Here is a 13244-nt window from a genome sequence, read left to right on the forward strand (position 1 = left end):
TCCCCCTCGCGATGACGCCTCTAGAAACCAAGCGCCCGCTGCAGCTCAATGATCAGGGCCAGCTGCGCCACTTCCTCTCGCTCGACGGTTTGCGCCGCGAGTTGCTGACGGAAATCCTCGACACTGCCGACTCGTTCCTTGAAGTCGGCGCCCGGGCGGTGAAGAAAGTCCCGTTGCTGCGCGGCAAAACCGTGTGCAACGTGTTCTTCGAAAACTCCACCCGCACCCGCACCACCTTCGAACTCGCGGCCCAACGGCTGTCGGCGGACGTGATCACCCTGAACGTGTCCACGTCGTCGGCGAGCAAAGGCGAAACCCTGCTCGACACCCTGCGCAACCTGGAAGCGATGGCCGCCGACATGTTCGTCGTGCGCCACGGTGATTCCGGCGCCGCGCACTTCATCGCCGAACATGTGTGCCCGCAAGTGGCGATCATCAACGGCGGCGACGGCCGTCACGCCCATCCGACCCAGGGCATGCTCGACATGCTGACGATCCGTCGGCACAAGGGCGGTTTCGAAAACCTCTCGGTAGCGATCGTCGGCGACATCCTGCACTCGCGAGTGGCACGCTCGAACATGCTGGCGCTGAAAACCCTCGGCTGCCCGGACATCCGGGTGATCGCGCCGAAAACCCTGCTGCCGATCGGCATCGAGCAATACGGCGTGAAGGTCTACACCGACATGACCGAAGGCCTGAAAGACGTGGACGTGGTGATCATGCTGCGCCTGCAACGCGAGCGCATGGCCGGTGGCCTGCTGCCGAGCGAGGGCGAGTTCTACCGCCTGTTCGGCCTGACGACCGCGCGTTTGGCCGGGGCCAAACCGGATTGCATCGTCATGCACCCGGGGCCGATCAACCGCGGGGTGGAGATTGAGTCGGCGGTGGCCGACGGTCCGCACTCGGTGATTCTCAACCAGGTGACCTACGGCATCGCCATTCGTATGGCCGTGCTGTCCATGGCCATGAGCGGGCAAACTGCCCAGCGCCAATTCGAGCAGGAGAACGCCCAGTGAAGCTCAGCATTCTCGGCGCCCGCGTTATCGATCCAGCCAGCGGCCTGGATCAAGTGACTGATATCCACGTTGAAGCCTGCAAGATCGTCGCCCTCGGCGCCGCGCCGGCCGGTTTTGTGCCCGTAGACACCATTGACGCCCAAGGCCTGATCGCCGCGCCTGGCCTGGTTGACCTGAATGTCGCGCTGCGCGAACCGGGCTACAGCCGCAAAGGCTCGATCGTCAGTGAAACCCGCGCCGCCGCAGCCGGTGGCGTGACCAGCCTGTGTTGCCCGCCGAAAACCAAACCGGTGCTGGACACCTCGGCCGTAGCCGAACTGATCCTCGACCGCGCTCGTGAAGCTGGCAACACCAAAGTCTTCCCCATCGGTGCCCTGAGCAAAGGCCTGGACGGCGAACAGCTGGCCGAGCTCGTCGCGCTACGCGACGCCGGCTGCGTGGCTTTCGGCAACGGCCTGGAGAGCTTCCGCAACACCCGCACGCTGTGCCGGGCGCTGGAATACGCGGCGACGTTCGACCTGACAGTGATTTTCAACTCTCAGGACCATGACCTGGCCGAGGGTGGCTTGGCTCATGACGGCCCGACCGCCAGTTTCCTCGGTTTGCCGGGGATTCCGGAAACCGCTGAAACCGTGGCCCTGGCCCGTGACCTGTTGCTGGTCGAGCAAAGCGGCGTGCGCGCACACTTCAGCCAGCTCACCAGCGCTCGCGGCGTGGCCCTGATCGCCCAGGCCCAGGCGCGCGGGTTGCCGGTGACTGCCGATGTGGCGCTGTATCAACTGATCCTGACCGATGAAGCGCTGATCGACTTCAGCAGCCTGTATCACGTCCAGCCGCCGCTGCGCACCCGCGCCGACCGCGATGGCCTGCGAGCGGCGGTGAAGTCGGGGGTGGTTTCGGCGATCTCAAGCCATCACCAACCGCACGAGCGCGATGCCAAGCTGGCGCCGTTCGGGGCGACCGAGCCGGGTATCAGCAGTGTAGAGCTGCTACTGCCGCTGGCGATGACGCTGGTGGAGGATGGTTTGCTGGACCTGCCGACGCTGCTGGCACGCTTGAGCGCCGGACCTGCAGAGGCGTTGCGTTTGCCGGCCGGCAAACTGGCTGTCGGTGGCCCGGCGGACATCGTGCTGTTCGACCCTGCCGCTTCTACCGTGGCGGGCGAGACCTGGCTGTCCAAGGGTGAAAACTGCCCATTCATTGGCCATAGCCTGCCGGGCGTGGTGCGCTATACCTTGGTGGATGGGCGGATTAGCCACCAGGCTTAAAACAAAAAGATCGCAGCCTGCGGCAGCTCCTACACGGAATATGCGTTTCCCTGTAGGAGCTGCCGCAGGCTGCGATCTTTTGATCTTGCCCTTATCGACTCTGAGCGTTGCGCACGGAAACCTGGTCATTCAGTGTCCAGAAGTCATACAGCACCCCGACAAAGAACAACCCGCCCGTCACCAGGTACAGCAACCCGCTGATCCACTTCCCCTGATACATCCGGTGTACGCCGAACACCCCGAGAAACGTCAGCAAAATCCACGCCACGTTGTATTCGATAGGCCCGGCGGTGAACCGAAGGTCCGCTTCACGGTCCATGGCGGGGATCAGAAACACGTCGATCAGCCAACCTATACCCAGCAAACCGAACGTGAAGAACCAGATCGTCCCGGTCACCGGCTTGCCGTAATAGAAGCGGTGAGCCCCGGTAAAACCGAAAATCCACAGCAGGTAGCCGATCACTTTGCTGTGCGTATCTTGCTGTGGGCCAGCCTGTTGATAGGTGTTCATGAAGGACCTCGAATCACACGATAGATAAATATTCTTGAATTCTTTGTGACTTTTTTACAGGTTGCCGACGTATGGCAGATGTTACCTTGGCTTCCGTCAAAGCCTTATAGCACCTGACTTCTGTCCGACAATTGCGGCAATTTGCCGCTTATTTGGTTCCGTTGCCCCCAAGGTTGATCGACCAACGGCCTCGGAATGACAAAAAAAGCTGTTATAAAGTTTCGCGCTAACCCATATGAGCCTTGCCTAATGCGTCCATTTTTCAAGACATGGCTAACCATTTGCCTTTTGATGCCACTGGCCGCCCACGCCACCAATCGTGAGCAACGTCTTCCTAACGTTAATGGTTACACCCCAAAATCCCATGTTTCTGCTCCTTCGAGCAAAAACAAACAAACTGCAAAAAATTCGACACAACTGAGCAAAGCCAACAGCAAACTTGTGCCGCCGATGGCGACCAAGGAAAGCAGCAACGTGTTGAGCCGCGCAGTTAACGTCCTCGGTACTCCATACCGTTGGGGCGGCAGCAGCCCAAGTAAAGGGTTCGATTGCAGTGGCCTGGTGAAATATGCGTTCAACGACGCCACATTTGACCTGCCACGCACCTCGAACGCGATGGCCAGCGGTCATGGCGAGAAAGTCGATCGCAGCGATCTGAAACCGGGCGACCTGATTTTCTTCAACATCAAGAGCCGCCGGGTCAATCATGTTGCCATCTACCTGGGCAACGACCGCTTCATCCACGCACCGCGTCGTGGCAAGTCGGTCAGCATCGATACGTTGAAGAAACCGTACTGGGAAAGCCACTATGTGGTTGCCAAGCGGGTTTTGCCGAAAGAGCCGGGTCAGTTGCGGGTCGTTCAGCGCTGATTTGAAGCGAGATCAAAAGATCGCAGCCTTCGGCAGCTCCTACAGGAAATCGTGTAGGAGCTGCCGAAGGCTGCGATCTTTTGCTTTAGAAGTTATCCGGTGACCGCGCCTTCTCCCGCGCCTGATCACGAGTGACCAACCCCTTGGTCACCAAATTCTTCAAGCACATATCCAGCGTCTGCATCCCCAGGTTCCCGCCGGTCTGAATCGACGAGTACATCTGCGCCACCTTGTCTTCGCGGATCAGGTTACGAATGGCCGAGGTGCCGAGCATGATTTCGTGGGCCGCGATCCGCCCACCGCCGATTTTCTTCACCAGTGTCTGCGATACCACCGCCAGCAACGATTCGGACAGCATCGAGCGCACCATCGACTTCTCGTCCCCGGGAAATACATCCACCACCCGGTCGATGGTTTTCGCCGCTGACGTGGTGTGCAGCGTGCCAAACACCAGGTGACCGGTCTCGGCGGCGGTCAACGCCAGGCGAATGGTCTCCAGATCGCGCATCTCCCCCACCAGGATCACGTCCGGGTCTTCCCGCAGGGCCGAGCGCAGGGCAGTGGCGAAGCTGCGAGTATCGCGATGGACTTCACGCTGGTTAATCAGGCATTTGCGCGATTCGTGGACGAATTCGATCGGGTCTTCGATGGTAAGAATGTGGTGATGGCGATGGTTGTTCAGGTAATCGATCATCGCCGCCAGCGTGGTGGACTTGCCGGAACCGGTCGGCCCGGTGACCAGGACCAGGCCACGGGGGGCTTCGGTAATCTTGCGAAATACTTCCCCCATACCGAGGTCGTCCATGCTCAGCACCTTGGACGGGATGGTCCGGAACACTGCACCCGCACCGCGATTCTGATTGAACGCATTAACCCGAAAGCGCGCCACACCGGGCACTTCAAAGGAGAAATCGGTTTCCAGGTGTTTCTCGAAGTCGACCCGCTGGGTGTCGTTCATGATGTCGTAGATCAGCGCCTGAACCTGCTTGTGGTCCAACGCTGGAAGATTGATGCGCCGCACATCGCCATCCACGCGAATCATCGGGGGCAGGCCCGCAGACAAGTGCAAGTCGGACGCTCCCTGTTTTGCGCTGAAGGCCAGCAGCTCAGTGATATCCATAGCACTCCTCAATTCCAGTAGAATGCCGCCAACCTCAGACCCGCTGGCGCCTCTTGAATGTCCACGATAGCAGACAACATTGCTCAGGTTAGTTCGCGCATACACGCCGCAACACTCGCCGCCCACCGCGACGAACACAGTGTCCAGCTGCTGGCTGTGAGCAAGACCAAGCCCGCCGAGGCCCTGCGCGAGGCCTACGCCGCCGGGCTGCGCGATTTTGGCGAGAACTACCTGCAGGAAGCCCTGAGCAAACAGCTCGAATTGGCTGACCTGCCCTTGATCTGGCACTTCATCGGCCCCATTCAATCGAACAAGACTCGTGCAATCGCCGAGCATTTCGCTTGGGTGCATTCCGTGGATCGTTTGAAAATCGCACAACGACTGTCCGAGCAACGTCCTGCCGATCTGCCGCCATTGAACATCTGCATCCAGGTCAACGTCAGCGGTGAAGCCAGCAAATCCGGTTGTTCCCCGGCCGACCTGCCGGCCCTGGCCAAGGCCATCAGCGAATTGCCGCGCATCCAACTGCGCGGGTTGATGGCGATCCCGGAGCCAACTGACGATCGTGCTGCCCAGGACGCCGCTTTTTCTGCCGTGCAGCGCCTGCAAGCCAGCCTGGGCCTGCCGCTCGACACGCTTTCGATGGGCATGAGCCATGACCTTGAGTCCGCCATCGCCCAAGGCGCGACCTGGGTCCGTATCGGTACGGCCCTGTTTGGCGCCCGCGACTACGGCCAGCCTTGAACCATGGCCGACTCTTCTATTTATAAGGACCTGACATGAGCAACACTCGTATTGCCTTTATCGGTGCCGGCAACATGGCCGCCAGCCTGATCGGTGGCCTGCGCGCCAAAGGCCTGGACGCCGCGCAGATCCGCGCCAGCGATCCAGGGGCTGAAACCCGCGCCAAAGTGAACGCTGAACACGGCGTTGCCGTATTCGCCGACAACGCCGAAGCCATCCGCGACGCGGACGTGGTCGTGCTGGCGGTCAAGCCCCAGGCGATGAAAGCCGTCTGCGAAGCGATTCGCCCCAGCCTCACACCCAATCAACTGGTGGTGTCCATCGCGGCGGGCATTACCTGCGCGAGCATGAACAACTGGCTCGGCGCCCAGCCGATCGTGCGCTGCATGCCCAATACCCCGGCGCTGCTGCGTCAGGGCGTCAGCGGTTTGTTCGCCACCGCTGAAGTGAACGCTGATCAACGCCAGCAAGCGCAAGAACTGCTGTCGGCTGTCGGCATCGCGTTGTGGCTGACCGAAGAGCAGCAATTGGACGCGGTCACCGCTGTTTCCGGCTCGGGCCCGGCGTACTTCTTCCTGTTGATCGAAGCCATGACAGCCGCTGGCGTAAAACTCGGCCTGCCAGCCGACATCGCCGCCCAACTTACGCTGCAAACCGCACTGGGCGCCGCGCACATGGCCGTGGCCAGTGATGTGGACGCCGCCGAACTGCGTCGTCGCGTGACGTCGCCTGCAGGCACCACCGAAGCTGCAATCAAGTCGTTCCAGGCCGGGGGCTTCGAAGCCCTGGTCGAAAAAGCACTCGGCGCCGCTGCGCACCGCTCGGCCGAGATGGCTGAGCAGCTCGGTCGCTAATCAGCTCTTATAAAGGAATCAATGATGCTTGGACTCAATGACGCTGCCATTTTCGTGATTCAAACCCTGGGCAGCCTGTACCTGCTGATCGTGCTGCTGCGCTTCATCCTGCAACTGGTCCGGGCGAATTTCTACAACCCGCTCTGCCAGTTCGCCGTAAAAGCTACCCAGCCACTGCTCAAGCCTTTGCGCCGGGTCATCCCGAGCATGTTCGGGCTGGACATGTCGTCGCTGGTATTGGCGCTGGTCGTACAGATGGCGCTGTTCGCGGTCATCCTGCTGCTCAGCGGCTACAAGGTCGACGTGCTGTTCCTGGCGCCATGGGCGCTGATCGGCATCTTCTCGCTGTTTTTGAAGGTGCTGTTCTACGCGATGATCATCAGTGTGATTCTGTCCTGGGTCGCCCCGGGCAGCCGCAGCCCGGCCGCCGAGCTGGTCACGCAAATCACTGAACCGGTACTCGCGCCGTTCCGCCGGATCATCCCGAACCTGGGCGGCCTCGATATTTCGCCGATCTTTGCGTTTATTGCCCTGCAGTTGCTGCAAAGCTGGCTGATTCCGCGCCTTGCGTACTACGCGCTGATGCCGAAAGAGCTGTTCGGGCTGATCTGATTCTGGCTGACCGCGTTATCGTTCTTCGCGAGCAAGCCCGCTCCCACATTGGAATGCATTTCAAATGTGGGAGCGGGCTTGCTCGCGAATGCCGCGCCTCGGTCTGACTGAATCAAATCAGGCCCGGCCTTTGCTTGCCGCTAGCCACACTGGTCTTTAGACTTACGCCTCATTTCAACGAGAGCAGGGTCGATGCCAACTGCCTTTCCCGCCGATTCTGTTGGTCTGGTGACGCCGCAAGTGGCGCACTTCAGTGAACCCCTGGCCTTGGCCTGCGGTCGTTCGCTTCCAGCTTATGACCTGATTTACGAGACCTACGGCACGCTGAACGCCACGGCGAGCAACGCCGTGCTGATCTGCCACGCCTTGTCCGGCCACCATCACGCTGCCGGCTTCCACAGCCCCGACGACCGCAAACCCGGTTGGTGGGACAGCTGCATCGGCCCCGGCAAGCCGATCGACACCAGCAAGTTCTTCGTGGTCAGCCTGAACAACCTCGGCGGTTGCAACGGCTCCACCGGCCCGAGCAGCATCAATCCGGAGACCGGCAAGCCCTTCGGCGCCGATTTCCCGGTGCTGACCGTTGAAGACTGGGTGCACAGCCAGGCGCGCCTGGCCGACCGGATCGGCATCAACCAATGGGCGGCGGTGATTGGCGGCAGCCTCGGTGGCATGCAGGCGATGCAGTGGAGCATCACCTACCCGGATCGTATTCGCCATTGCCTGGCCATCGCCTCTGCCCCCAAGCTGTCGGCACAGAACATTGCGTTCAACGAAGTCGCGCGCCAGGCCATCCTCACCGACCCCGAATTCCACGGCGGTTCGTTCCAGGAAGCCGGCGTGATCCCCAAGCGCGGCTTGATGCTGGCGCGGATGGTCGGGCACATCACGTACCTGTCCGATGACTCGATGGGCGAGAAATTCGGCCGCGGCCTGAAGAGCGAAAAGCTCAACTACGACTTCCACAGTGTCGAGTTCCAGGTTGAAAGCTACCTGCGTTATCAGGGCGAAGAGTTCTCCGGACGTTTCGACGCCAACACGTACCTGCTGATGACCAAGGCGCTGGACTACTTCGATCCGGCGGCGAACTTCAACGACGACCTGGCGAAGACCTTCGCCAACGCCCAAGCCAAATTCTGCGTGATGTCGTTCACCACCGACTGGCGCTTCTCCCCTGCCCGCTCGCGGGAACTGGTGGACGCACTGATGGCGGCCAAGAAAGACGTGTGCTACCTCGAGATCGATGCTCCGCAAGGCCACGACGCCTTCCTGATTCCGATCCCGCGCTACTTGCAGGCGTTCAGCAATTACATGAACCGAATTACGTTGTGAGAAAGCCATGAGAGCTGATCTGGAAATCATCCAGGAATGGATTCCCGCCGGGAGCCGCGTGCTCGACCTCGGCTGCGGTGATGGCGAGCTGCTGACCTGGCTGCGCGACCACAAGCAAGTGACCGGCTATGGCCTGGAAAACGACGCGGACAACATTGCCGAGTGCGTAGCCAAAGGCATCAACGTCATCGAGCAAGACCTGGACAAGGGCCTGGGCAACTTCGCCAGCAACAGCTTCGACATCGTGGTCATGACCCAGGCGCTGCAGGCCGTGCACTACCCGGACAAGATCCTCGACGAAATGCTGCGCGTCGGTCGCCAGTGCATCATCACCTTTCCCAACTTCGGTCACTGGCGCTGCCGGTGGTACCTGGCGAGCAAGGGCCGGATGCCGGTGTCCGAGTTTCTGCCGTACACCTGGTACAACACGCCGAACATCCACTTCTGCACGTTCGGTGACTTTGAAGAACTGTGTCGCGAACGTGAAGCCAAGGTCATTGATCGGCTTGCCGTGGATCAACAGCACCGCCACGGGTGGGCCAGCAAGCTATGGCCTAATCTGTTAGGTGAGATCGGTATTTACCGGGTCAGCAGTCCGGGACTGCAGGATCACAAGATCGCGGTCTGAACCACGATATTCCAAGGAGAAAGATCATGGGTCGTCTAGCGCTGTTTTTACTCACTGCCTGCCTGAGCGTCACCGCGATGGCCGCCGACGTCATCAAGGGCGATCGCCAGGAAACATTCGGCGACGTGACGGTGCACTACAACACCTTCAATTCCACGTACCTGACGCCGGACATCGCCAAATCGGCGGAGCTGGTCCGCAGTAAAAACCAGGGTGTGATCAACGTCTCGGTGATCAAGGAAGGCAAGCCACTGATGGCTCAAGTGAGCGGCTCGGTCAAAGACCTGACCAGCCAGACCGTGCCACTGAAATTCAAACAGATCACCGAACAAGGCGCGGTTTACTACATCGCGCAGTACCCGGTGGATCAGCAGGAAGTCCGCACCTTCGAAATCAAGGTGCAGAACGGCGACAAAATCAACACCATCAATTTCAACCAAGAGCTTTTCCCCGGCGAATGATGAACTTCACCCAACTCGTACTGGCCAGCCACAACGCCGGCAAACTCAAGGAACTCCAGGCCATGCTCGGCGACTCGGTGCAATTGCGCTCGATCGGCGAGTTCAGCAGCGTCGAGCCTGAAGAAACCGGCCTGTCGTTCGTCGAAAACGCCATCCTCAAGGCCCGCAACGCCGCGCGCATTTCCGGTCTGCCGGCGCTGGCCGACGATTCGGGGTTGGCGGTGGATTTCCTCGGCGGTGCGCCGGGGATCTACTCGGCTCGCTATGCCGATGGCCAGGGCGATGCGGCGAACAACGCCAAACTGCTCGACGCCTTGAAGGACGTGCCGCAAGCCGAACGCGGCGCGCAGTTCGTCTGCGTGCTGGCACTGGTGCGCCATGCTGACGATCCACTGCCGATCCTGTGCGAAGGTCTTTGGCAAGGACGAATTCTGCATGCCGCCAGCGGTGAACACGGGTTTGGCTACGACCCGCTGTTCTGGGTGCCGTCGCGCGATTGCTCCAGCGCCGAGCTAAGCCCGAGCGAAAAGAACCTCATCAGCCACCGCGCCCGTGCAATGGATCTGCTGCGCCAGCGTCTAGGCCTGATATGACCCATGAATCATCCGCGTCACCGCTGATCTTCGGCGGTGCCGCATCTTCGCCCCGGGACGCACTGCCAACGTTGCCGCCCTTGGCGCTGTACATCCACATCCCGTGGTGTGTGCGCAAATGCCCTTATTGCGACTTCAACTCCCACACGGCCAGCCCGGTGCTGCCGGAGCAGGAATACGTCGACGCGTTACTGGCCGACCTCGATCAGGATGTGCACGCCGTTTACGGCCGAGAGCTGAGCTCGATCTTCTTTGGCGGCGGCACACCGAGCCTGTTCAGCGCTGATGCCTTGGGCCGTTTGCTGAAAGGCGTCGAGCAACGGATTCCGTTTGCCAGCGACATCGAAATCACCCTTGAAGCCAATCCTGGAACGTTCGAACAGGAGAAGTTCGTCGCCTACCGCGCGCTGGGCATCAATCGCCTGTCGATCGGCATCCAGAGTTTTCAGGAAGAGAAGCTCAAGGCGCTGGGGCGAATTCACAACGGCGACGAAGCGGTGCGTGCCGCCGGCATGGCGCGTCAGGCCGGGTTCGATAATTTCAACCTGGACTTGATGCACGGTTTGCCCGACCAGTCGCTGGACGACGCCCTGAACGACCTGCGCCAGGCCATCGCCCTGAACCCGACGCACTTGTCCTGGTACCAGCTGACGCTGGAGCCAAACACGGTGTTCTGGAACCAACCGCCAACGCTGCCGGAAGACGACACGTTGTGGGACATTCAGGAAGCCGGCCAGGCGCTGCTCGCCGAACACGGCTACGCACAATATGAAGTCTCGGCCTATGCACAACCCGGTCGCCCGGCGCGGCATAACCTCAATTACTGGAGCTTCGGCGACTTCATCGGCATCGGCGCCGGTGCCCACGGCAAACTCAGCCATCCGGACGGGCGCATCGTGCGCACCTGGAAGACGCGTTTGCCGAAGGACTATCTGAACCCGGCAAAAAGCTTCAAGGCGGGCGAGAAAGCGTTGACCAATGAAGAACTGCCGTTCGAGTTCCTGATGAACGCCTTGCGCCTGACCGAAGGCGTCGAATCACGACTGTATCCGCAGCGTACCGGGCTGCCTCTGGAAAGCCTCGCCGAAGGCCGCCTCGAAGCCGAACAAAGTGGCTTGTTGCAGGTCGAACCGTCACGTCTGGCGGCCACCGAGCGCGGACAACTCTTCCTCAATGACTTGCTGCAAAAATTTCTGAGCTGACTTCAGCCTTAAGGGAAAACGAATGGATTTGATACTCGACCTGCTCGCCACCGTCTCCCGCTGGAGCCGCAGCAACTTGTCAGAAATCTCTCTGGCGCTGGTGGGCTGTCTGCTGGTGCTGTTCGGCGCCGACATCAAAGGCTGGGTCGACGCACGCCTGGGCAGCATCGCCGGCGCCTTGCGCGTCCCGTTGCTTGCGCTGGTATGCATGATCGGCAGCGGCGTGGCGCTGATCTACGCCACGCCGTGGATCATTCGCGGCCTGAGCCAGTTCAACAACTACAGCCTGGCGCCGGTGTTGTTGGTGGTGTTGGTGCTTATCGGCGTAGTAGCCGACCGCCGCTAACTTTACGCCAAGCACAGCACCACTGTAGGAGCGAGCTTGCTCGCGATGGTCTTAAACGAAAACGCGGGGCATCTGGAGCCCCGCGTTGTTCTTCAGTTTTTCGCGAGCAAGCTCGCTCCTACGACTGTTTCTCGAACTTCAGGTCCCACACGCCATGCCCAAGGCGTTCGCCGCGGCGTTCGAACTTGGTGATCGGGCGTTCGGCCGGGCGTGGGACGCATTTGCCGTCTTCGGCCAGGTTGCGATAACCCGGTGCGACGTTCATTACTTCCAGCATGTACTCGGCGTACGGTTCCCAGTCGGTAGCCATGTGCAGAATACCGCCGACCTTCAACTTGCTGCGCACCAGCTCAGCGAACGACGCCTGAACGATACGGCGCTTGTGGTGGCGGCTCTTGTGCCACGGGTCCGGGAAAAACAGCATCAGGCGATCGAGACTGTTATCGGCAATGCAACGGTTGAGCACTTCGATTGCATCGCAATCGTAGACCCGCAGGTTGGTCAGGCCCTGAGTCAGCACGCCATTGAGCAGCGCGCCGACACCGGGACGGTGAACTTCCACGCCAATGAAATCCTGTTCCGGCGAGGCCGCGGCCATTTCCAGCAGCGAGTGGCCCATGCCGAAACCGATTTCCAGCGAGCGCTTTGCTGCGCGACCGAACACCTGGTCGTAATCCACCGGCGCGTCGGCCAATGGCAGCACGAACAGCGGCGTGCCTTGATCCAGGCCTTTTTGCTGGCCTTCGGTCATGCGCCCGGCGCGCATCACGAAACTCTTGATGCGGCGGTGTTGGCGCTCGTCGCCTTCTTCCGTCTGGATTGGCGTGTCGTTTGATTCAGTCATCAATGGCTCTTACTTGATCAGACCATCCAGCGGCGAAGAGGCGCTGGCATAGAGTTTTTTCGGCATGCGGCCGGCGAGGTAGGCCAGGCGGCCCGCGACGATGGCGTGTTTCATGGCTTCAGCCATCATGATCGGCTGCTGGGCATGGGCGATGGCCGAGTTCATCAGCACCGCTTCGCAACCCAGCTCCATGGCGATGGTGGCGTCGGAAGCGGTACCGACACCGGCGTCCACCAGCACGGGAATCTTGGCTTCTTCGAGAATGATCTGCAGATTGTACGGGTTGCAGATCCCCAGGCCCGTGCCGATCAGACCGGCCAGCGGCATCACCGCGATGCAGCCGATTTCCGCCAGTTGACGGGCGATGATCGGGTCATCACTGGTGTAGACCATCACGTCGAAGCCTTCCTTGACCAGCACTTCGGCGGCCTTGAGGGTTTCGATCACGTTGGGGAACAGGGTTTTCTGGTCGGCCAGTACTTCCAGCTTTACCAGGTTGTGGCCGCCGAGCAGCTCACGGGCCAGGCGGCAGGTGCGCACAGCCTCGGTGGCGTCGAAGCAACCGGCGGTGTTCGGCAGGAAGGTGTAGCGATCTGGCGACAGGACTTCAAGCAGGTTCGGTTCGCCCGGGTTCTGGCCCAGATTGGTGCGACGCACGGCGAAGGTGACGATCTCGGCACCCGAGGCTTCGATGGCCAGGCGGGTCTCTTCCATGTCGCGGTACTTGCCGGTGCCTACCAGCAAACGCGACTGGTAAGTACGACCGGCCAGGACGAAGGGCTTGTCGCTACGAACGATGCTCATGGGAAATCCTCTGTAGGGGTGAGGTTCTTGCAGAATTCT

The 13244-nt window shown here is 60.6% G+C and carries 16 protein-coding genes; 12 read left to right on the plus strand and 4 right to left on the minus strand.

The genetic code is table 11. The features are described 5' to 3' along the window. Positions 1 to 11 precede the first annotated feature (11 nt). A complete protein-coding gene (locus tag ACA052_RS27245; protein WP_201115858.1) occupies positions 12 to 1016 on the plus strand; it encodes an aspartate carbamoyltransferase catalytic subunit in 1005 nt (334 codons plus the stop codon). Next, positions 1013 to 2284, plus strand: coding sequence for a dihydroorotase (locus ACA052_RS27250; RefSeq protein ID WP_497647573.1), 1272 nt, complete (start codon positions 1013 to 1015; stop codon positions 2282 to 2284). Before ACA052_RS27245 ends, ACA052_RS27250 begins: the two co-directional genes overlap by 4 nt. A gap of 91 nt (positions 2285 to 2375) precedes the next feature. On the opposite strand, the gene ACA052_RS27255 is transcribed toward ACA052_RS27250, so the two are convergent. After that, positions 2376 to 2795: an NINE protein gene (locus tag ACA052_RS27255; protein WP_497647574.1), complete on the minus strand. Its 420-nt coding sequence runs from the start codon at positions 2793 to 2795 to the stop codon at positions 2376 to 2378. Between the two features lie 249 nt (positions 2796 to 3044). Between ACA052_RS27255 and ACA052_RS27260 the strand changes: the two genes are divergently transcribed. Continuing rightward, complete coding sequence (locus tag ACA052_RS27260) at positions 3045 to 3665, plus strand: C40 family peptidase (RefSeq protein WP_497647575.1); 621 nt, start codon at positions 3045 to 3047, stop codon at positions 3663 to 3665. An 85-nt stretch (positions 3666 to 3750) separates the two neighbouring features. On the opposite strand, the gene ACA052_RS27265 is transcribed toward ACA052_RS27260, so the two are convergent. Next, complete coding sequence (locus tag ACA052_RS27265; protein WP_497647576.1) at positions 3751 to 4785, minus strand: type IV pilus twitching motility protein PilT; 1035 nt, start codon at positions 4783 to 4785, stop codon at positions 3751 to 3753. 57 nt (positions 4786 to 4842) lie between these two features. Between ACA052_RS27265 and ACA052_RS27270 the strand changes: the two genes are divergently transcribed. The 9 genes from ACA052_RS27270 to ACA052_RS27310 all read left to right on the plus strand — a co-directional run bounded on the left by ACA052_RS27270 (position 4843) and on the right by ACA052_RS27310 (position 11557). Continuing rightward, complete coding sequence (locus tag ACA052_RS27270; RefSeq protein WP_497647577.1) at positions 4843 to 5529, plus strand: YggS family pyridoxal phosphate-dependent enzyme; 687 nt, start codon at positions 4843 to 4845, stop codon at positions 5527 to 5529. Positions 5530 to 5564: 35 nt separating this feature from the next. After that, the gene (proC, locus tag ACA052_RS27275; RefSeq protein ID WP_497647578.1) at positions 5565 to 6383 is read left to right on the plus strand and encodes a pyrroline-5-carboxylate reductase; all 819 of its coding nucleotides are present in this window, start codon (positions 5565 to 5567) and stop codon (positions 6381 to 6383) included. A gap of 24 nt (positions 6384 to 6407) precedes the next feature. Continuing rightward, on the plus strand, positions 6408 to 6995 hold the full coding sequence (locus tag ACA052_RS27280) for a YggT family protein (protein ID WP_497647579.1): 588 nt from the start codon (positions 6408 to 6410) through the stop codon (positions 6993 to 6995). Positions 6996 to 7187: 192 nt separating this feature from the next. Beyond that, positions 7188 to 8327 (plus strand): homoserine O-succinyltransferase MetX, encoded by a 1140-nt coding sequence (metX, locus tag ACA052_RS27285; protein WP_497647580.1) that lies wholly within the window; start codon positions 7188 to 7190, stop codon positions 8325 to 8327. A 7-nt stretch (positions 8328 to 8334) separates the two neighbouring features. Next, a complete protein-coding gene (gene metW, locus ACA052_RS27290; protein ID WP_497647581.1) occupies positions 8335 to 8955 on the plus strand; it encodes a methionine biosynthesis protein MetW in 621 nt (206 codons plus the stop codon). A gap of 26 nt (positions 8956 to 8981) precedes the next feature. After that, entirely contained in the window at positions 8982 to 9416 is a 435-nt protein-coding gene (locus tag ACA052_RS27295; RefSeq protein ID WP_497647582.1) for a DUF4426 domain-containing protein, read from the plus strand. Then, positions 9413 to 10009 (plus strand): RdgB/HAM1 family non-canonical purine NTP pyrophosphatase, encoded by a 597-nt coding sequence (gene rdgB, locus ACA052_RS27300; RefSeq protein ID WP_497647583.1) that lies wholly within the window; start codon positions 9413 to 9415, stop codon positions 10007 to 10009. Before ACA052_RS27295 ends, rdgB begins: the two co-directional genes overlap by 4 nt. After that, positions 10006 to 11211 carry a radical SAM family heme chaperone HemW gene (gene hemW, locus ACA052_RS27305; RefSeq protein WP_497647584.1) on the plus strand — a complete coding sequence of 402 codons (1206 nt, stop codon included), beginning with the start codon at positions 10006 to 10008 and terminating at the stop codon, positions 11209 to 11211. Before rdgB ends, hemW begins: the two co-directional genes overlap by 4 nt. Positions 11212 to 11233: 22 nt before the next feature. Then, on the plus strand, positions 11234 to 11557 hold the full coding sequence (locus tag ACA052_RS27310) for a DUF3392 domain-containing protein (protein WP_497647585.1): 324 nt from the start codon (positions 11234 to 11236) through the stop codon (positions 11555 to 11557). Between the two features lie 118 nt (positions 11558 to 11675). On the opposite strand, the gene trmB is transcribed toward ACA052_RS27310, so the two are convergent. Both trmB and ACA052_RS27320 read right to left on the minus strand, forming a co-directional pair. Next, positions 11676 to 12401 (minus strand): tRNA (guanosine(46)-N7)-methyltransferase TrmB, encoded by a 726-nt coding sequence (trmB, locus tag ACA052_RS27315; protein WP_497647586.1) that lies wholly within the window; start codon positions 12399 to 12401, stop codon positions 11676 to 11678. Between the two features lie 9 nt (positions 12402 to 12410). Then, positions 12411 to 13205, minus strand: a complete 795-nt coding sequence (locus ACA052_RS27320; RefSeq protein ID WP_007897902.1) for a thiazole synthase — start codon at positions 13203 to 13205, stop codon at positions 12411 to 12413. Between the last annotated feature and the right edge of the window lie 39 nt (positions 13206 to 13244).

This window comes from Pseudomonas sp. LBUM1644 (genome assembly GCF_059716195.1).